This is a genomic window from Kitasatospora sp. NPDC056800, assembly GCF_042789775.1.
GTDB lineage: Bacteria > Actinomycetota > Actinomycetes > Streptomycetales > Streptomycetaceae > Kitasatospora.
This window is the reverse complement of the sequence record NZ_JBHUAL010000124.1, coordinates 1-17,972: the sequence shown is the minus strand read 5'-3', so window position 1 is coordinate 17,972 and position 17,972 is coordinate 1. Positions and strand designations below refer to the sequence as shown.

Below are 17,972 nucleotides of genomic sequence, written 5' to 3'. Positions count from 1 at the left end.
GAGTACGCCCGAACGCCACTGCTGGAGGACGCGTACGGGCGCGGCACGGGTCTAGCTTGTGGGCATGATGCCGCCCACCTCCCCGCCGACCGAGCCGCCCGTGGCGGAGCAGCCGCCGGGGGAGCCGTCCGAGCCGCCGCGCCCGCCGTGGGCGCGCGCGGCCGCGGTGGGCCACGCGCTGGGGCCGGCGGTGGCGGTCGCGGCGATCCAGGTGGTCGGCTCGACCGTCGCCGCGCACGGCCAGCACGGGCGGGTCCCGCTGGACGCCCTCGGCTACCTCCTGCTGCTGCTCGGGCCTGCCCTGCTGGTGCTGCGCGGCCGCCGGCCGGTCGCGGTGGCGGCCGGTACCTCGGTGGTCACCGCCGGGTACCTGGCCGCCGGGTACCCGTACGGGCCGGTCTTCGTGAGCTGGCTGATCGCCTGCTGCGCGGCGATCGGCTCCGGGCACCGCCGGGCGGCCTGGACGGGCGCGGCCGGGGTCTACCTGGTGCACCTGCTGGGCGCCTTCGTACTGCCGGCGAGCTGGCAGCGCGCCGCCCCGCCGTCCGGCAGCGTCTGGCCGCAGGAGCTCGGGCTGCTGGCCTGGCTGCTGCTGGTGATGGCGGGCGGCGAGCTGGTCCGGTTCCGGCGCGAGCGGATCGCCGCCCACCGGGCCTACCGGCAGCAGCTGGAGGAGCGCCGGGCCAACGAGGAACGGCTCAAGATGGCCCGGGAGTTGCACGACATCCTGGCGCACAGCCTGTCGCTGATCAACATCCAGGCCGGGGTCGCGCTCGCGCTGCTCGACCGGCGGCCGGAGGAGGCGCGCGGCGCGCTGGTCACCATCAAGTCGACCAGCAAGGAGGCGCTCGGCGAGGTCCGCCAGGTGCTCGCGACGCTGCGCGGGCCCGGCGCGCCGCCGCGCGGGCCGGCCCCGGGGCTGGACCGGCTGGACGAACTCACCGAGCAGGCGGACCGGGTGGGTCTGGAGGCGGAGGTGCAGGAGCGCGGCGAGCGGCGCGCGCTGTCCGCCGCCGTCGACCTCACCGCCTTCCGGATCGTCCAGGAGGCGCTCACCAACGTGGTCCGGCACTCGGCGGCCCGGCAGGCGGTCGTGGTGCTGGACTGGACGGACCGGGCCGTGCTGGTGGTCCGGGTGGAGGACCCGGGGCCCGCGGTGCCCGGTGACGCGGGCGGGTCGGGCAGCGGGCTGGTCGGGATGCGGGAACGCGCGGCGGCGTTCGGTGGCACCATCACGGCGGGGCCGCTGCCCGACGGCGGCTTCCGGGTCCGGGCGGAGCTGCCGACACCGAAGGCGGAGAGCGATTGATTCGGGTACTGCTGGCGGATGACCAACTGCTGGTCAGGGCGGGCTTCCGGGCCCTGCTGGACCTCCAGGACGACCTCACGGTGGTCGGCGAGGCGGACGACGGCGAGGCCGCGGTCCGGCTCGCCCGCGAACTCGTGCCGGACGTCGTGCTGATGGACATCCGGATGCCGCGGATGGACGGGCTGGAGGCGACCAGGAGGATCGCCGAGGACCCGGCGCTGTCCTCCGTGCGGGTGGTCGTGCTGACCACCTTCGAGCTGGACGAGTACGTCTTCGAGGCGCTGCGCTCCGGGGCGGCGGGCTTCCTGGTCAAGGACACCGAGCCGGCCGACCTGCTGCGGGCGGTCCGGGTCGCCGTCGCGGGGGACGCGCTGCTCTCGCCGGGGGTCACCCGGCGGCTGATCGGCGAGTTCGCCGCCCGGTCGAAGCGGCCCGAGGCCGTGCCGCAGGGGCTCTCGGACATCTCGATGCTGACCGAGCGGGAGCGCGAGGTGCTGGCGCTGGTCGGGATGGGGCTGTCCAACGAGGAGATCGCCCGGCGGCTGGTGGTCAGCCCGCTGACGGCGAAGACGCACGTCAGCCGGGCGATGGTGAAGCTCGGGGTGCGGGACCGGGCGCAACTGGTGGTGCTGGCCTACGAGTCGGGGCTGGTGCGGCCGGGCTGGCTGGGCTGAGGGCTGCTCCCGGGCCGGAGCGTCGCGGGTGGTTCGTACTCTCCCGGGAGTATCCCAACTGCCGCTGCTGGTAGGACGCGCGATGAGGCTCTTCGGCGGGACGCTTCAGGTGCCTCGGGAACCGCCCGAGGTGCTGGAAGCCCACCACCGAGGAGTTGAACCACCATGTACACCCAGCTGGCCGACTGGCACGGCCCGGGCCCGTGGATCCTGCTGATCCCCCTGGTCTGGATCGCCGTGGTGGTCCTGGTGATCGCGGTCCTGCGCCGCACGGTCTGGCGGCGGCACGGCTGCGGGTACGGCGCCAGGGCCGGGTTCGGGCCCGGATCGGGAGCCGGGGCCGTCGTGGAGCATCCGCTGGCCGTCCTGGGCCGCCGCTACGCCGAGGGCGACATCGACGCCGAGGAGTACCGCGCCAAGCGGGCCGTGCTCAGCGAACCGCCGCGGGGCGACCCCGGAGGAGGTGGCGCCAAGTGACCGCCCCGGGCGTCGTACGGGGCGCCGCCGCCCGGGTGGCCGACGACCGGGTCGCCGACGCCGTGGAGGTCCATGGCGTCGGCGGCACCGGGGGCCGGCAATCCGGCCGCGTGACGGTGGGCCGGAGGCTCAGCCCGCCTGCTGCGGGAAGACCTCCCGCAGCAGCGGGTCCGGCAGTCCGCGCTTGCGCCACTCGCGCGGGTAGCCGAGCGAGACCTCCGTGAACGGGACGCCGTCGTAGGTGGTCCGGCGCGGGATGTGGAGGTGGCCGTAGATCATCGCCGCGGTGTTGAACCGGGTGTGCCAGTCGGCGGTCAGCTCGGTCCCGCACCACTGGGCGAACTCGGGGTACCAGAGGATCTCGGTGGGCTGACGGACCAGCGGGTAGTGGTTGACCAGGACGAGCGGGACGTCCGGGTCGCAGGCCGCCAGTCGCTTCTCGGTCAGCCGGACGCGCTCGCGGCACCAGGAGTCGCGGTCCGGGAACGGGTCCGGGTAGAGCATCCGCTCGTCCGCGCAGACGATGCCGCTCTCGTAGGCGGCCGCCAGGGAGGCCTCCTTGGTGGTCGTGCCCGGCGCGCGGAAGGTGTAGTCGTAGAGGAGGAAGAGCGGGGCGATGCGGACGGGTCCGCCGGGGCCCTCCCAGACCGGGTACGGGTCCTCGGGGGTCACCACACCGAGCCGGCGGCAGCGTTCCACCAGGTGCTCGTAGCGGGCCACTCCGCGCAGCTGGACCGGGTCCTCGGGGTGGGTCCACAGCTCGTGGTTGCCGGGCACCCACACCACGCGGGCGAAGCGTTCGGCGAGCAGGCCGAGGGCCCACTCGATGCTGGTCGTGATCTCGGCGACGTCACCGGCGACGAGCAGCCAGTCCCCGGGGTGGGAGGGCTGGAGCTTCTCCACCAGGTCGCGGTTCTCCTGGTAGGAGATGTGCAGATCGCTCACGGCGAGCAGCCGTCCACCCGTCGGGGTGGTCCGTTCCGGCTGTGCCTCGCTGCGGTTCTCCGTAGTCACTCCTGCCCCCTGAGGTCGCCTGGCCAATGGGGCCCACCCTACGTGGCGGGCGGGGGGAGTGGGGCGGGTTGACGGGATCAGTCGTTCGAACCGTCGGTTCAGGAGCCGAGGTCAGCCCGGCGATTCACCGGTGGTTCACCGGCGGGTCAGGGCCGGGACGGTGGATCGGGAGCCGAGCGGAAGGCGGGCTGAGGACAGGAGGCGGGATCAGGAAGTGGGAGTGGAAGGGGAGTTCAGGAGCTGATGTCGATGAGCACCCCATGGGAGGTGGCGGTGGTGACGGCGAGGATCGCCAGCGAGGCGATGCCGAGGGTCAGGCCGAGGACGGCGCGGCCGCGCCGGTTGGTGCCGCGGACCAGGGCCAGGGTGGCCAGGGTGACGGCGATCGGCCCGAGGACGATGTTGAACAGCAGCAGGCCGGGCAGGCCGAGGAGGAAGGAGGCGACAGCGAGGCCGTCGGCCTCGGCGGTGCCCTGACGGCCGGTCGCCTGACGAGCAGTCTGCTGGGCGTGGCGCTCCGGGCGGTCAATGTTCTGGCGGCCGATGGCGAGGCGGCCGGTGGTGACACGGTCGGTGACGGTGCTCATGGTGGTGCGGGTCCTCTCTGGAGGGTGGCCGCGGGTGCGGTCCGCGGAGCGGCCGGGTCAGCGGTGCCGGAGGCGGGCGATGCCCTCGCGGGCGCCGAAGGCGAGCAGCCAGGTGGTGATGCCGGCGGAGGCGGCGAGGAAGACCGGGAGCGAGGTGTGGGCGGCGGTGCCGATCAGGATGCCCATGGCGACCAGGGCGGAGAGCAGGATCACGGCTGACTCCTTCGGCTGCGGCTGGGACTGCGCCGATTTCGGTTGACAAGTGTTCACTGACTTCGGCCCCACTCTACGCTCGGCTGGCCAAGTTCGGCAAACGAATGTTTACTGAATGGCGTGAGTCACACCGTTGGGGCCAGACAGGCCCAGAAGCAGCAGAGTCGGCGGGCCTTGCTGGACGCCGGGCTGCACCTGTTGGCCGATCAGAACCTGGCGAGCCTGGGCGTCCGCGAGGTCACCCGCGAGGCGGGGCTCTCCCCGGCCGCCTTCTACCGGCACTTCCCGGACCTCGCCGCCCTCGGGGTGGCACTGGTCGAGGAGTCGCTGGCCAGCCTGCACGTCATGATCCGTTCGGTGCTCGCCGAGGCCGGCGACGCCGAGGAGCTGATCGACCGCGCGGTGGACGTGATCGAGCGGCACGTCCGCGAACACCGGCCGCACGTCCGCTTCCTGGCGCGCGAGCGGCACGGCGGGGTGCGGCGGGTGCGCGAGGCGATCGACGCCGAACTCGGCCGCTTCGCCGCCGAGGTGGGAGCCGCCCTGGCGCTGCAGCCGCAGTCGCGGGGGTGGAGCGAGCAGGACCTGCGGATGCTCGCCGAGCTGTACGTCGACCACATGGTCTCCACGGCCGCCGCCTTCCTGGAGGCGCTGGAGACGGACCCGGCCCGGGAGCGGCGGATCGCCGCCACCGCGCGCCTCCAACTGCGCCTGATCAGTCTCGGTCGGGAGCACTGGCAGGCGGGTTGACCGTCCGGGAGTTGGCCGGGTGGCGACGATAACCGGTCATTGCGGCTTGGGCGGTTCTTGGTGTTGCTTTGACTCTTGACAGTGGGTCATGTCCGCGACAGCTTTGGTGCACCCCCACCAGTGGATCCCCCCACATCGAGAGGTCTCTCATGAAGAAGCCGCTCAAGCCGCTCATAGGCACGGTCGCCGCGCTCCTGGTCGCCGGGGCCACCGCCCTCGGCGGAGCCGCTCCGGCCCAGGCCGCGGCCTCCGCCGACAAGTCCGCAGCCAAGCCCGTCACCGCCGTCAACTTCGCCGGGACGGTCGCCCTCAGCAACTGCTCCGGCTCGCTGGTGCGGATGCCCGGCTCGACCGCGAACGACCCGGCCCTCATACTCTCCAACGGCCACTGCCTGGAGACCGGTATGCCCGGTCCGGGCGAGGTGGTCCTCAACCGGTCCTCCAGTCGGACCTTCACCCTGCTCAACGGGAGCGGCAGCGGTGTCGCCACGCTGCGCGCGAACAAGATCGTCTACGGCGCGATGACCGACACCGACGTGTCGATCTACCAGCTGAACACCACCTACGCCTCGATCCAGTCCCGTTACGGCATAGCCCCGTTGACGATCGCCGCCACCCACCCGGTCCAGGGCACCTCGATCAAGGTCGTCTCCGGCTACTGGAAGAAGATCTACTCCTGCTCGGTGGACGGCTTCGCCTACCGGCTGAAGGAAGCCGACTGGACCTTCAAGGACTCGGTCCGCTACACCTCCACCTGCAACGTGATCGGCGGCACCTCCGGCTCGCCGGTGGTCGACGCCTCGACCGGCCAGGTGGTCGCCGTCAACAACACGATCAACGAGAGCGGCGAGACCTGCACCCTGGACAACCCCTGCGAGGTGGACCAGAACGGCGCGGTGACGGTCCGTCCGGGCATCGGCTACGCCCAGGAGACCTACGGGATCCCGGCCTGCTTCGCCGCCGGCAACCGCTTCGACCTCACCCTCGCCGGCTGCACCCTGCCCCGCCCGTAAGCCACCAGGGCAACCGCGCTGACCAGCACTTTTCCCCCGATGGGCCATCCGCGAACGGCGGGTGGCCCATTCGGCCGTCCATCGGTCGGCCACCGCTCCACCCCGCTCCACCCGGCCGTCCGTCGGTCGGCCACCGCTCCACCAGTTCCACCGCGCTCCACCCGCACCATCCGCTCCACCCGCGCCGCGCGGCCGTACCGGCGGGCGGCGATCATGTCAGCTGAACAGATGGAGAGTTGATGACCACCACCATGAGAAGGCTGCTGGCTTCCGCCCTGCTGATACCGCTGCTCGCGCTCGGCGGCCTGGCGAGCCCGGCGTCCGCCGCCGACGGCCAGGGCGCGCAGGGTGCCCAGGGGGCGCAGGGTGACCAGGGCAAGGGGTCCCGCCACGGCCGGAGCCCCGCCGACGACCCGACCGCCGACATCAAGGACCGCCTGGCGGCGATCCCCGGCGTGACGATCACCGAGGAGAAGCCGACCACCACCGGTCACCGCTACTTCGTCGCCACGTACACCCAGCCGATCGACCACTTCCGGCCCTGGCTGGGCACCTTCCAGCAGCGCTTCAGCCTGCTGCACCGCGGCTACGACCGCCCGACCGTCTTCTACACCAACGGCTACACGCTGGGCACCAACCCGTCCCGCACCGAGCCGACCCGGCTGGTGGACGGCAACCAGGTGTCCATCGAGTACCGGTTCTTCACCCCCTCCCGCCCGGAGCCGGCGGACTGGTCGAAGGCCGGCATCCGCCAGGGCGCCGCGGACTCGCACCGGCTGGTGACCGCGCTCAAGCGGATCTACCAGGAGGAGTGGCTGTCCACCGGCGCCAGCAAGGGCGGCATGTCCTCCACCTACTTCCGCCGCTTCTACCCGGACGACGTGGCCGGCACGATCGCCTACGTCGCGCCGAACAACACGAACGTCAACGACTACCAGGCGTACAGCGACTTCTTCCGGACCGTCGGCACCCCCGAGTGCCGGGCGAGGCTGAACGCCGCCCAGCGCGAGCTGCTGGTGCGCCGTGACCGCCTGGTGCCCCGCTACGTCGCCGACAACAAGGCGTCCGGCTCCACCTTCAACACCCTCGGCTCCCCGGACCGCGCGTACGAGGCCGGCGTGCTGGACGTGGTCTGGGGCTTCTGGCAGTACAGCCTGGAGGCGGACTGCGCCAAGGTCCCGGTCGCCGCGACCGCGACCGACGACGAGCTGTACGCCTGGTTCGACTCGCAGTCCGGCATCACCGGCAACAGCGACCAGTCGCTGGCGAAGTACACCGCGTACTACTACCAGGCCGCGACCGAGCTGGGTGCGCCGTTCTTCGACGTCTCGCACCTGAAGGACGTGCTGCACTACGACTACAAGGAGCTCTACTCGGTCCGCAGCTACGTGCCGAAGGAGATCCCGACCGTCTTCAACCCGAACGCGATGCCCGACATCGACCGCTGGGTGAAGCGCGAGGGTGAGCGGATCATGTACGTCTACGGCGGCAACGACCCGTGGGGTGCCAAGCCGTTCCACCTCGGCCGGGGCAGCGAGGACAGCTACGTCTACACCGTGCCCGGCGGCAACCACGGCTCGAAGATCGAGCAGCTGCCCGCCGCGCAGTCGGCGGAGGCCACCGCCAAGGTGCTGGAGTGGGCCGGTCTGGGCGACGCGAACGCCGCCCGCTCGCTCGCCAAGACGCCGCAGCCGGGCTCGGACTTCGGCCCGCTGGACGTCGAGGGCCAGCGGCTGGAGCAGGAGCGCCGCCCGCTGTAGCGCTCGCGCTCGCGCTAGGCAGGTCGCACCACCACGCATGAGGAGGAGGCCGTCCCGGAACCCGGGGCGGCCTCCTCGCGTCGTCCCGCGCCTCCGCGCCCGCACGTCCCCCGCGCCCCGCCGGCGGGGGTCGGGCCGCCCCAGCCCCTCCCCGAAGCAGTGAATCAGTGCTTCAATGCTTGCGTGGCCTACCGACGCACGCCCGCCGTACAAGCCCGCCTGGACGCCCAGCGCGAAGCGGTGCTCCAGTCGGCGGTCGGCCTGCTCGCCGAGCGCGGCTACGGCGGCTGCACGATGGCCGCCGTGGCGGACCGCGCCGGGATCGCCACCGGCAGCCTCTACCAGCACTTCAGCGGCAAGGCCGAGCTCTCGGTGCAGCTGTTCCGCCGGGTGGTCACGCACGAGATCGACGCGGTCAACGCCGCCGTCGCCCGCCAGGACACCCCGAGGCGGCGGATCGCCGCCGTGGTCGAGACCTTCGCCGCCCGCGCCCTGCGCGCGCCCCGGCTGGCGTACGCGCTGCTGGTCGAGCCGGCCGACGCGGTCGTGGACGAGGAGCGCCTGGTGTTCCGGCGGGCGTTCCGGGACGTGATCGCCACCGAGATCGCCGCCGCCGTGGCGAGCGGCGAACTGCCCGAGCAGGACCCGGTGCTGACCGCCGCCGCCCTGGTCGGCGCGGTCGGCGAGGCCCTGGCCGGCCCGCTCGCCGCCGCACCTGGAACAGTCGCGTCCGGGGCAGCTGCCACACCCGGAGCGGCCGGGACCGGAGCCGCCGAGCCCGAACAGAGCGACAAGACCACGGTGGTCCCCGCCCTGGTCTCCTTCACCCTGCGTGCCCTGGGAGGACGCGATGACAGCGACGCATGAGGTCACCAACCAGGTGCCCCTGCCGTACGGACACGACACCGCCGCCGACCCCACCCTGCTCGCCGCCCTCCAGCGGGCCGACGCCGGCTGGGCCGAGCCCGAGCTGCGCGAGCTGGGCCGGCTGGCCGGCTCCGAGCAGGCCGCCGACTGGGCCCGGCTGGCCAACGAGAACCCGCCGGTGCTGCGCACCCACGACCGCTTCGGCCACCGGATCGACGAGGTCGAGTTCCACCCGGCCTGGCACGAGCTGATGCGCACCGCCGTCGGGTACGGCCTGCACGCCGCCCCCTGGCGCGACGAGCGCCCCGGCGCCCACTCCGCCCGCGCCGCCCGGTTCTTCGTCTGGGGCCAGGTCGAGGCCGGCCACACCTGCCCGATCTCGATGACCTACGCCGCCGTCCCGGCCCTGCGCGCCAACCCGGCCCTGGCCGCCGAGTTGGAGCCGCTGCTGGCCGCCCGGGAGTACGACTACGGGCTGCGCGAGCCGCGTACCAAGCGCGGGCTGATCGCCGGCATGTCGATGACCGAGAAGCAGGGCGGCTCGGACGTCCGCACCAACACCACCACCGCCACCCCGCAGGCCGACGGCACCTACCGGCTCACCGGCCACAAGTGGTTCACCTCGGCGCCGATGTCCGACCTCTTCCTGACCCTCGCCCAGGCCCCGGGCGGCCTCAGCTGCTTCGTGCTGCCGCGCGTCCTGCCGGACGGCGGCCGCAACCGCCTGCAGCTGATGCGGCTCAAGGACAAGCTCGGCAACAAGTCCAACGCCTCCGCCGAGTTGGAGTACGACGGCGCGGTCGGCTGGCTGGTCGGCGAGGAGGGCCGGGGCGTCCCGACCATCATCGAGATGGTCAACATGACCCGGCTGGACTGCACCGTCGGCGCGGCCTCCGGCATGCGCTACGGCGCCACCCGGGCGGTGCACCACGCCCTGCACCGGCGGGCGTTCGGCAAGGCGCTGGTCGACCAGCCGCTGATGCGCAACGTGCTCGCCGACCTGGTGGTGGAGTCCGAGGCGGCCACGATCGTCGCGATGCGGCTCGCCCGGGCCACCGACCGCGCCCTGGCCGGCGACGAAACCGACGCGCTGGTCCGGCGGTTGGGCCTCGCGGTGGCCAAGTACTGGGTGTGCAAGCGCGGTCCGGCGCACGCCGCCGAGGCGCTGGAGTGCCTGGGCGGCAACGGCTACGTGGAGGAGTCCGGGATGCCCCGGCTCTACCGGGAGGCGCCGCTGGTGTCGATCTGGGAGGGCTCCGGCAACGTCGCCGCCCTGGACGCGCTGCGTGCCATGGCCAAGCGCCCGGAGACCGTCGAGGCCTTCCTCGGCGAACTCGACGCCGCCGCCGGCGCGGACCGCCGGCTGGACGCGGCCGTCGCCGCGCTGCGCAAGGAGCTGACCGACCCGGGGGACCTGGAGTACCGCACCCGTCGGCTGGTCGAGTCGATGGCGCTGGCCCTCCAGGGCTCGCTGCTGGTCCGGTACGGCAGCCCGGCGGTCGCCGACGCGTTCTGCGCGAGCCGGCTCGGCGGCGACCACGGCGCGGCCTTCGGCACCCTGCCGTCCGGCGTCGACACCGGGGCGATCATCGACCGCGCCCGCCCGGTGATCGCGTGAGCGACCGGGAGGCGGACGGCGTCGGGGAGGCGGAGGGCGTCCGGGCGTTCTGGCAGGGCCTCGGCCTGCCGGGGCTGATCGACGTGCACACCCACTTCATGCCGAAGAACGTCCTCGACAAGGTGTGGGCGTACTTCGACGCGGCCGGCCCGCTGGTGAACCGCCCGTGGCCGATCACCTACCGCGAGGCCGAGGAGCAACGGGTCCGGCGGCTGCGGGACTTCGGCGTCCGGGCGTTCACGTCCATGCTCTACCCGCACAAGCCCGGCATGGCCGGCTGGCTGAACGGCTGGGCCGCCGACTTCGCCGCCCGCACCCCGGAGTGCCTGCACACCGCGACCTTCTTCCCCGAGCCCGGGGCGCCCGGCTACGTGGCCCGGGCGATCGAGGACGGCGCCCGGGTGTTCAAGGCGCACCTCCAGGTCGGCGGCTACGACCCGGCGGACCCGCTGCTGGACGGGGTCTGGGGGCTGCTCGCCGAGACCGGCACCCCGGTGGTCACCCACTGCGGGTCCGGGCCGGTGCCGGGCAAGTTCACCGGCCCCGGCCCGATCGGCGCGGTGCTGGAACGGCACCCCGGCCTGGTCCTGGTGGTCGCCCACCTCGGGATGCCCGAGTACCGCGACTTCCTCGACCTGGCCGAGCGCCACCCGGCCGTCCGGCTGGACACCACCATCGCGTTCACCGACTTCGCCGAGGCCGACGTCCCGTTCCCGCGCGCGGAACTGCCGCGCCTGCGCGGGCTGCGGGAGCGCGTCCTGCTCGGCAGCGACTTCCCCAACATCCCCTACCGGTACGTCCACCAGCTGGAGGCGCTGGCCGGGCTGGGGCTGGGGGAGGAGTGGCTGCGGGCGGTCTGCCACGACAACGCGGCCGCCCTCTTCGGACTCGGACCGGGCCCCGAACCGCGACCCGAACCGCGACCGGAACCGCGACCCGAACCGCGACCCGAAGCGGGGCCCGAGCCGAGGGGCTGATCACCGCACCGTCCGCAGCACCTCCAGCGCCCGGGCGTGCAGCCCGGGCGCGGCGGCGAGGAAGCCGTCGGAGCCGGCCGTCCAGGCCGCCCCGGCGGCGTCCGTCACCGTGGCGCCCGCCTCGCGGGCGATCAGCGCGCCGGGCAGCAGGTTGCCCGCGTCCAGGCCGTACTCCCAGAACAGCGCCAGGTGCCCGGAGCCGACCTGGGCCACCTGGAGCGCGGTCGGGCCGAGGTTGCGCACCGCCAGGACGGCGCCCGCCATCGCGGACAGCGACTCGCCGGCCCGGCGCAGCGCCACCGGGTCGGCGGCCACCCGGGGCGGCTGGCTGGTGGCGGCGACGGTGACGGCCAACTCCCGTTCCAGGGGCGCGATCGGCCGCCCGTCCAGCTCGGCCCCGCCGCCGAGCACCGCCCGGTAGGTACGGCCGTCCTGCTCCGGGGCGTGCACCACGGCCAGCACCGCCGCGCCGTCCCGCACCAGCGTGGCGGTCACCGCCCAGTGCGGCTGCCCGAGCAGGTACTGCACCGCTCCGTCGGTCGCGTCGCACAGCCACCACTCGCCTTCGGCGGGCACCGGGCCGTCCAGTTCCTCGGACACCCAGCCGGCCCGGGGGCGCAGCGCCGTCAGCCGCCCCCGCAGGGCGGCGGCCGCCGGGCCGTCCAGCTCGGCGAAGCGGGCCGCCGCCTCCTCGACGGTCCGCGCCGTGACCGGCTCGGCGGACCGGCGTGCCGCCAGCCCCGCACCGACCTCGCGCACCGCGGCCTCCACGTCCTCCGCCAGCGTCCACAGCCCGTCCGTCACGGTGACTCCTCCTCGCTCCGGGCCGGTGTCCGCTCCGGCCGCCCGGGACAAGGAGTACCGTCGGGGCTGCCGAACAGGACGCAGGAGCCGCCGGAAGTGGCGGGGATCGGACACCATGGACCTCTCCACCGCCGATCCGGACAGCGTGCTGGACGCCCTCGACCGCCGCCTGGTGTGCGCCCTCCAGGTGGACGGACGGGCCGAGCCCGGCCGGATCGCCGAGGTGCTGGGCGTCTCCGCCCGGACGGTCACCCGCCGGCTGGGCCGGATGCGGCAGGCCGGGGTGCTGCGGGTGGTCCGGCTGCCGGACGTCGAGGACGCCGCCGTGGGCGCGCTGCTGCTGCGGGTCCGGGTGCTGAGCGGCCGGGTGGACGCCATCGCGCGGGCCCTCGCCGACCGCCCCGACGTGCCGTTCGTCGACGTGATGCTCGGCGGCCACGAGGTCGGGGCCGTGGTGCTCACCGATGCCGGCTCCCGCGACCGGCTGTTGTACGGGCAGCTGCCCGCGACCGGCGCCGTCACCGAGACCACCACCCACGCGGTGCTGCACGCCTTCGCCGACGCCGGGCAGTGGCGGGCCGGGTACCTGACCGGGGAGGAGGCCGCCGCGCTCGCCCGGCCCGCCGTCCCGCGCCCCGCCGAGCCCCCGCCGCTGGACGATCTCGACCGCGCGCTGCTGGAGCGGCTCGGCGAGGACGCCCGGCAGTCCCACGCCGTACTGGCCGCGGCGGTGGGCGCGCCCGAGTCCACGGTGCGCCGCCGGCTGCACCGGCTGGACGGGGCGGGGCTGCTGCGCACCCATGCCACCGTGGACCCGCGGCTGCTCGGCCTGGCCGTGGACGCCAACCTCTGGCTGGACGTGCCGCCCGGCCGGATCGCCGAGGTCGGCACGGTGCTGGCCCGCCACCCGCGGGTGCACGGGGTGTTCGCCACCAGCGGCCCGGCCAACCTGCTGGCCACGGTGTTCTGCCCGGACCACGGCGAGCTGTACCGCTTCCTCACCGACACCCTCGGACCGCTCGGCGTCACCAGGGCGGAGACCACCATCACCGCCCGCGCGGTGAAGCGGGCGGGCGTCCTGCTCCGGCAGCCGCCCGGGCGGCCGTAGCCCGGCTGCCCGTGGCCCGGCGGCCGTAGCCCGACGACCGTGCCCGTGCGGGCGCCCGCCCTTACCTACGGGGTAATCGACGCCCGCCGCCGGGCCGGGCAGGGTGGGGGCACCCGGTGCGGCCGCCACGGTCCCGGGGCCCACCCCCGACAGGAGGTGATCCGCCATGTCCGCCCACGCGAACACCCTCAGCCCCGCCCGGCCAGGTTCCGTCTTCTCCCCGTGGACGGTGCGCGGCGCCCTGACCCTGGACGCCCTGGTGACCGGCGGCAACGGCCTGGCCTACCTGGCCTTCTCCGGTCCGCTCGGCGAGCTGCTCGGCGCGGGCCGCACCACCCTGGTCGAGGTCGGGCTGCTCCTCCTCGGGTACGCCCTCGCGGTCGGCGCGCTGGCCGCCCGGCGGCAGCCGCCGGGGCCGGGGGTGCGGGCGGTGATCGGCGTCAACCTGGCCTGGGTGGTGCTCAGCCTGGTCGCGATGGAGGCGTGGCTGGAGCCGACCACCGCCGGGTTCGTCTGGATCCCGGTGCAGGCCGCGGCGGTGGCCCTGTTCGCCGTCCTCCAGTTCACCGCCCTGCGGCGCCGGGCCCGGCAGCAGGGCTAAGGCGTGTCGGGCACGACCTGACGCTCGGGGCCGACCACGGACTGCAGGAACCGCACCGTCTCCGCGTCGGCCGGCAGGAAGGTCTCCATGGCCAGCTCGGAGACGGTGACGTCCAGCGGCGTGTTGAAGGTCGCGATGGTGGAGAGGAAGGAGAGCACCCGCTCCTCGTACCGGATCCGCAGCGGCAGCGCGAACGGGGACCCGTACGCGGCCGGCCCGTCCACCCGGTCGTCGGCCGGCTCGTCCGCCGGGTCGTCGGCCGGTTCGGGGTAGCCGCGGACCTCCTCGTACAGTCGGCGCAGCGGCTCGGCGCGGACCAGCTCCAGCTGCCGCTCCAACCGCTCCAGCAGGTGCCGCCGCCACTGCCGCAGGTTGACGATGCGCGGCGCGAGCCCGTCCGGGTGCAGGGTGATCCGGATCGCGTTGAACGGCGGCTCCAGCAGGTGCGGGGCGACGCCGTCCAGGAGCAGTCCGAGCGAGCGGTTGGCCGCCAGCACCCGGAAGGACCCGTCGACCACGACCGCCGGGTACGGGTCGTGGGCGGCCAGCAGCCGCTCCAGCCCGCCGCGCAGCGCGGCCATCGACGGGTCGTCCAGCGGTGTCTCGGGGTAGTGCGGGGCGTAGCCGGCCGCCAGCAGCAGGGCGTTGCGCTCGCGCACCGGGACGTCCAGCTCCTCGGCCAGCCGCAGCACCAGCTCGCGGCTGGGGCGGGAGCGGCCGTTCTCGACGAAGCTGAGGTGGCGGGCCGAGGAGTCCGCCCGCAGTGCCAGTTGCAGCTGGCTGAGCTGCCGTCGTACCCGCCAGCCGCGCAGCAGCGGACCGACGCCGGTTCCCGTCGGGCTGCCCATGCCCGCCATGATCGTCATGGCCCAGGACGGTACTCGAACCACCCCGGTCGGCGGGAGGGGGCGCGGGGGACCAGGCGACAAGGAGCCCGGGGCCCGGGGGATCAGGGCTGGGGGATCAGAGCCCAAGGGATCCGGGGCTCAGACGCCGGTGCTGGACCCCGGGCGGATGACCATGAGCACCACAACCACGGCCCACAGCAGGTTGAACACCCCGGCGGTCATCGGCAGCAGCTTCAGGCCGCCGACGGCCTTGGCGTGCCGCTCGTCCGACGGGTCGAGTTCGAGCGCGTCCACGGCGGCCTGCTGGCCGGGCAGCACGAAGAGCAGGAGGGAGAGCGCGGCGATCGCGGTCAGCACCATCGAGACGATCACCCAGGACTGCCCGAGCACGTCCATCACCTGGGCCAGGCCGATGCCCAGCACCGGCACCGCGACCCCGAGCAGCGCGTAGACCTGGGTGATCCGGTGCAGCACCCGCAGCACGCCGGCGTCGGAGGCCCGGTCCGGTCCGCCCGCCAGCGCGGCCTTCGCCCGGCGCGGGAACATGCTGACGGCCACCGCGACCGGGCCTATGAACAGGACCGACACGAGGACGTGCAGGCTCAGCAGGAACTTGGCCATGGCGGGGCACCCTCTTGAATTCCGGTGGGCAGCTGGTCGGCTGGGGGCGGGGCGCACGCGATCGGCGGGCCCACGACCAGGCACGCTAACACCGCTTATTCACCGGCCCACCGTGCGGGTGGGCGCCGGAGCCCGCCGCCGGCCCGCCGATGCCCGGCGCCCCGCCCCCTTCGCTCAGTCGGCCGCCGTGAGCTCCACGATCCGGGGCGGGGCGGTGCTGACGGCCGCGACGGCGGCGGCGTGCTCCGGGTCGGTCCAGTCGAGCAGGTGCAGGTCCTCGTACCGGCTGCGCAGCGGGGCGCCCGGCGGGACGGTCAGCGGCAGGGCGGAGAGGTCGACCCGGCCGAGGGTGTCCAGGGTGGCCCGCCCGATCTTGATCAGCGACTCCTTGCGCACCCAGAGCCGCAGGAACGCCCGCTCCGGCTCCGGGTCGGCCTCGACCAGGGCGAGCTCGGCCGGGGCGAGCACCCGGCGGGCGACCGAGCGCAGCGAGCCGCCCCGGGTGGACAGCTCGACGTCGACCCCGACCGGCTGGAACCCGGCGCCGGCCGCGACCACGCCCCGGGTGTGCGACAGGCTCACATGCACCCCGGGGTGGTCCGGCAGGTAGGGCTTGCCGTGGTCGGCGAGCCCGCAGTCCGGGCACTGCTGGGCGAGGACGAGGCCGGCCACCGGCACGTCGAGCAGCCGGGCGGCGCAGAGCCGGACCAGGACGTGGCCGGCGGTGAAGTCGGTCCGTCCGGACTCGTGCCGGAAGCGCGCGGCGCGCTCCCGCTCCATGGCGGTCAGCAGGTGCTCGCCCGCCTCGGGGTGCCGCAGTACGGCGTCGGCGGACGCGACGGCGACGAGCGGCGCGCTCTGTTCCTGGGCCTCGGTGGTCATGCCTCCAACTTAGGGCCTGTCTTCGAACTCGCGTCTGCGGGGCGACGCCAGGGCACGCACCTCGAAGACACGCCCGAGGGCCTTGCCGTCCGTCGGCGCCCGCCCGAGGAAGCGCTGCTCCGTACGGATGAATTTCGGATCCGATCTGAGGGTCTGTAAAGTGCGGATGGTCCGTTTTGGGGTTGGATGTCCCGGATCTGTGAGATCGCCAGCAGATGGCACGGAACATGGCAGGTCGTCCCGGCCTGTCCTTTTCTCATGCACGGAGGAATTGTCGATGGGTCAGGCCACCGGTTCGCCGGATCACAGAACGACCGCCGTGAGAACACCGGCCACACGAAGGCGCCGGGCCGTCCGGGTGGCGGTGGCGACCGCCCTCACCGCGCTGCCGCTGGCCGCGGTGCTGACGGTCGGTTCCGCCGCCCCGCTGGCCCCGCCGCTGGGCGCCTGCTCGGGGCCCGACTGCCCCGCCACCTGGCCGCCGCCCAACAACGGCGACTTCCCCGGCCGCGACGCCACCATCAACGTCTTCACCGGCGGCGACTACACGGTGACCGGCCGCGCCGCGGAGGCCGAGGGCAAGATCGTCACGCTGGGGAACCTGACCGTCGACAAGAACGGCGGCGGCATCTACAACATGGGCGTCGTCGGCGTCGGCTCGCGCGTGGTGCCGCCGAACGGCAGCGACTTCGTGACCACCGGCGGCAACGTCGACGTGCTGACCGGCAACGCGATCCTGATCGGCGGCAGCGACTCGCACGGCCCGGCCTTCGGCAACCTGCGCCACGCGGGCTCCGTCACCGGCACCGTGAACATCGACCCCACCGGCGAGTCGATCCAGGACCCGAACGCGGCCGCGCCCTACCAGTCGGTGCTGACCCAGATCGAGGAGGTCTCCGACTGCGTCGGCCGGGCCACCGCGACCGGCACCGTCGACATCTCCCCGAGCCAGGCGACCTTCACCGGCGACGGGACCAGCATGAAGCAGGTCTTCAACGTCACCCAGAACCTCGCCTCGCCGTCCGGCGGGCAGATCGGCCTGGTCTTCAACAACATCCCGGCCGGCGCCACCGTCGTGGTGAACATGCTCGGGGACAGCCCGATCATCAACACCTACACCGGCACCGGCCTGGCCGGGGACCAGACCACCGACATGCGCTCGAAGCTGATGTACAACTTCCCGACCGCGACCTCGGCGCAGATCCTCGGCAGCGCCCAGTTCCAGGGCTCGGTCATGGCCGGCAACCCGGGCGGCACCACGACCATCGCCCAGCCGGGCATGAACGGCCGGGTGTACCTGGCGGGCAACCTGGTCCACACCGGTACCGGCGGCTACGAGATCCACAGCTACCCGTTCGACGGCGACCTGCCGGACTGCGCCGTGACGCCCAGCCCGTCGCCGACCTCGCCGACGCCGTCCCCCTCGCCGACCTCGCCGAGTCCGACGTCGCCGTCTCCCACGTCGCCGTCGCCGACTTCCCCGTCCCCGACGTCGCCGTCCCCGACGTCGCCGAGCCCGACGTCCCCCGCGCCGACCTCTCCGGCGCCGACCTCGCCGTCGGCCAGCGCGACGACGTCGAGCGCCGGTCCGGGCCCGACCAGCCACCACCCGACCAAGGCGCCGACCAGCCAGCACCCCGGTGGCGGTGAGCTGCCCTCCACCGGTGCGGGCAACGCCCCGGTGGTCTTCGGCCTGGCGGGCGTCGGCCTGCTCGGCCTCGGCGGTCTGGCCGTGCTGGCCGCCCGCCGCCGCGGCCGCCACAGCTGACGGACCGTACCGCTGACGAACTGACGAACTGACGAACTGATCAGCCGGACAGCGGCGCAGGCCGCCCGAGTCGACCCCGAC

At 73.9% G+C, this 17,972-nt stretch carries 19 protein-coding genes; 12 read left to right on the top strand and 7 right to left on the bottom strand.

Annotation, left to right across the window (positions count from 1 at the left end; all coding sequences use genetic code 11):
• Window positions 1-64 precede the first annotated feature (64 nt).
• The 3 genes from ACFRQN_RS24965 (at window position 65) to ACFRQN_RS24955 (ending at window position 2,460) form a co-directional block, all read left to right on the top strand.
• Entirely contained in the window at window positions 65-1,309 is a 1,245-nt protein-coding gene (locus tag ACFRQN_RS24965; RefSeq protein ID WP_380742246.1) for a sensor histidine kinase, read from the top strand.
• On the top strand, window positions 1,306-1,983 hold the full coding sequence (locus tag ACFRQN_RS24960; protein WP_380742244.1) for a response regulator: 678 nt from the start codon (window positions 1,306-1,308) through the stop codon (window positions 1,981-1,983). Before ACFRQN_RS24965 ends, ACFRQN_RS24960 begins: the two co-directional genes overlap by 4 nt.
• A 165-nt stretch (window positions 1,984-2,148) precedes the next feature.
• Window positions 2,149-2,460: an SHOCT domain-containing protein gene (locus ACFRQN_RS24955; protein ID WP_380742242.1), complete on the top strand. Its 312-nt coding sequence runs from the start codon at window positions 2,149-2,151 to the stop codon at window positions 2,458-2,460.
• A 129-nt stretch (window positions 2,461-2,589) separates the two neighbouring features.
• Here ACFRQN_RS24955 and ACFRQN_RS24950 read toward each other — a convergent pair whose 3' ends face one another.
• From ACFRQN_RS24950 to ACFRQN_RS24940, 3 genes are all read right to left on the bottom strand, one after another.
• Window positions 2,590-3,474 (bottom strand): metallophosphoesterase, encoded by an 885-nt coding sequence (locus tag ACFRQN_RS24950; protein WP_074000793.1) that lies wholly within the window; start codon window positions 3,472-3,474, stop codon window positions 2,590-2,592.
• A gap of 233 nt (window positions 3,475-3,707) precedes the next feature.
• Entirely contained in the window at window positions 3,708-4,061 is a 354-nt protein-coding gene (locus ACFRQN_RS24945) for a DUF4190 domain-containing protein (protein WP_380742240.1), read from the bottom strand.
• Window positions 4,062-4,118: 57 nt separating this feature from the next.
• Window positions 4,119-4,274 (bottom strand): hypothetical protein, encoded by a 156-nt coding sequence (locus ACFRQN_RS24940; RefSeq protein WP_159028531.1) that lies wholly within the window; start codon window positions 4,272-4,274, stop codon window positions 4,119-4,121.
• Between the two features lie 120 nt (window positions 4,275-4,394).
• Here ACFRQN_RS24940 and ACFRQN_RS24935 point away from each other — a divergent pair, with 120 nt between their 5' ends.
• From ACFRQN_RS24935 to ACFRQN_RS24910, 6 genes are all read left to right on the top strand, one after another.
• Complete coding sequence (locus ACFRQN_RS24935; RefSeq protein WP_049654505.1) at window positions 4,395-5,024, top strand: TetR family transcriptional regulator; 630 nt, start codon at window positions 4,395-4,397, stop codon at window positions 5,022-5,024.
• Between the two features lie 149 nt (window positions 5,025-5,173).
• Window positions 5,174-6,037 (top strand): serine protease, encoded by an 864-nt coding sequence (locus tag ACFRQN_RS24930; protein WP_074000795.1) that lies wholly within the window; start codon window positions 5,174-5,176, stop codon window positions 6,035-6,037.
• A gap of 239 nt (window positions 6,038-6,276) precedes the next feature.
• Window positions 6,277-7,797 (top strand): S28 family serine protease, encoded by a 1,521-nt coding sequence (locus tag ACFRQN_RS24925; protein WP_380742237.1) that lies wholly within the window; start codon window positions 6,277-6,279, stop codon window positions 7,795-7,797.
• 183 nt (window positions 7,798-7,980) lie between these two features.
• The gene (locus ACFRQN_RS24920; RefSeq protein WP_380742235.1) at window positions 7,981-8,664 is read left to right on the top strand and encodes a TetR/AcrR family transcriptional regulator; all 684 of its coding nucleotides are present in this window, start codon (window positions 7,981-7,983) and stop codon (window positions 8,662-8,664) included.
• Window positions 8,648-10,282, top strand: coding sequence for an acyl-CoA dehydrogenase family protein (locus ACFRQN_RS24915; RefSeq protein WP_380742233.1), 1,635 nt, complete (start codon window positions 8,648-8,650; stop codon window positions 10,280-10,282). Before ACFRQN_RS24920 ends, ACFRQN_RS24915 begins: the two co-directional genes overlap by 17 nt.
• The gene (locus ACFRQN_RS24910) at window positions 10,279-11,259 is read left to right on the top strand and encodes an amidohydrolase family protein (RefSeq protein ID WP_380742231.1); all 981 of its coding nucleotides are present in this window, start codon (window positions 10,279-10,281) and stop codon (window positions 11,257-11,259) included. The genes ACFRQN_RS24915 and ACFRQN_RS24910 overlap by 4 nt, the downstream gene beginning before the upstream one ends.
• Here the strand turns inward: ACFRQN_RS24910 and ACFRQN_RS24905 are convergent, their stop codons facing one another.
• Window positions 11,260-12,063 (bottom strand): inositol monophosphatase family protein, encoded by an 804-nt coding sequence (locus ACFRQN_RS24905; protein ID WP_380742229.1) that lies wholly within the window; start codon window positions 12,061-12,063, stop codon window positions 11,260-11,262.
• 115 nt (window positions 12,064-12,178) lie between these two features.
• Here ACFRQN_RS24905 and ACFRQN_RS24900 point away from each other — a divergent pair, with 115 nt between their 5' ends.
• Window positions 12,179-13,171, top strand: coding sequence for an Lrp/AsnC family transcriptional regulator (locus ACFRQN_RS24900; RefSeq protein ID WP_380742227.1), 993 nt, complete (start codon window positions 12,179-12,181; stop codon window positions 13,169-13,171).
• A gap of 166 nt (window positions 13,172-13,337) precedes the next feature.
• Complete coding sequence (locus ACFRQN_RS24895; protein WP_234348511.1) at window positions 13,338-13,772, top strand: hypothetical protein; 435 nt, start codon at window positions 13,338-13,340, stop codon at window positions 13,770-13,772.
• Here ACFRQN_RS24895 and ACFRQN_RS24890 read toward each other — a convergent pair.
• From ACFRQN_RS24890 to ACFRQN_RS24880, 3 genes are all read right to left on the bottom strand, one after another.
• Window positions 13,769-14,638, bottom strand: coding sequence for a helix-turn-helix domain-containing protein (locus ACFRQN_RS24890; RefSeq protein ID WP_074000801.1), 870 nt, complete (start codon window positions 14,636-14,638; stop codon window positions 13,769-13,771). The genes ACFRQN_RS24895 and ACFRQN_RS24890 overlap by 4 nt on opposite strands.
• Window positions 14,639-14,758: 120 nt before the next feature.
• On the bottom strand, window positions 14,759-15,241 hold the full coding sequence (locus ACFRQN_RS24885) for a membrane protein (RefSeq protein ID WP_049654835.1): 483 nt from the start codon (window positions 15,239-15,241) through the stop codon (window positions 14,759-14,761).
• A 174-nt stretch (window positions 15,242-15,415) separates the two neighbouring features.
• Window positions 15,416-16,123 (bottom strand): 4'-phosphopantetheinyl transferase family protein, encoded by a 708-nt coding sequence (locus ACFRQN_RS24880; RefSeq protein ID WP_380742224.1) that lies wholly within the window; start codon window positions 16,121-16,123, stop codon window positions 15,416-15,418.
• A 319-nt stretch (window positions 16,124-16,442) separates the two neighbouring features.
• Between ACFRQN_RS24880 and ACFRQN_RS24875 the strand changes: the two genes are divergently transcribed.
• The gene (locus ACFRQN_RS24875) at window positions 16,443-17,891 is read left to right on the top strand and encodes a choice-of-anchor A family protein (RefSeq protein WP_380742222.1); all 1,449 of its coding nucleotides are present in this window, start codon (window positions 16,443-16,445) and stop codon (window positions 17,889-17,891) included.
• Window positions 17,892-17,972 lie beyond the last annotated feature (81 nt).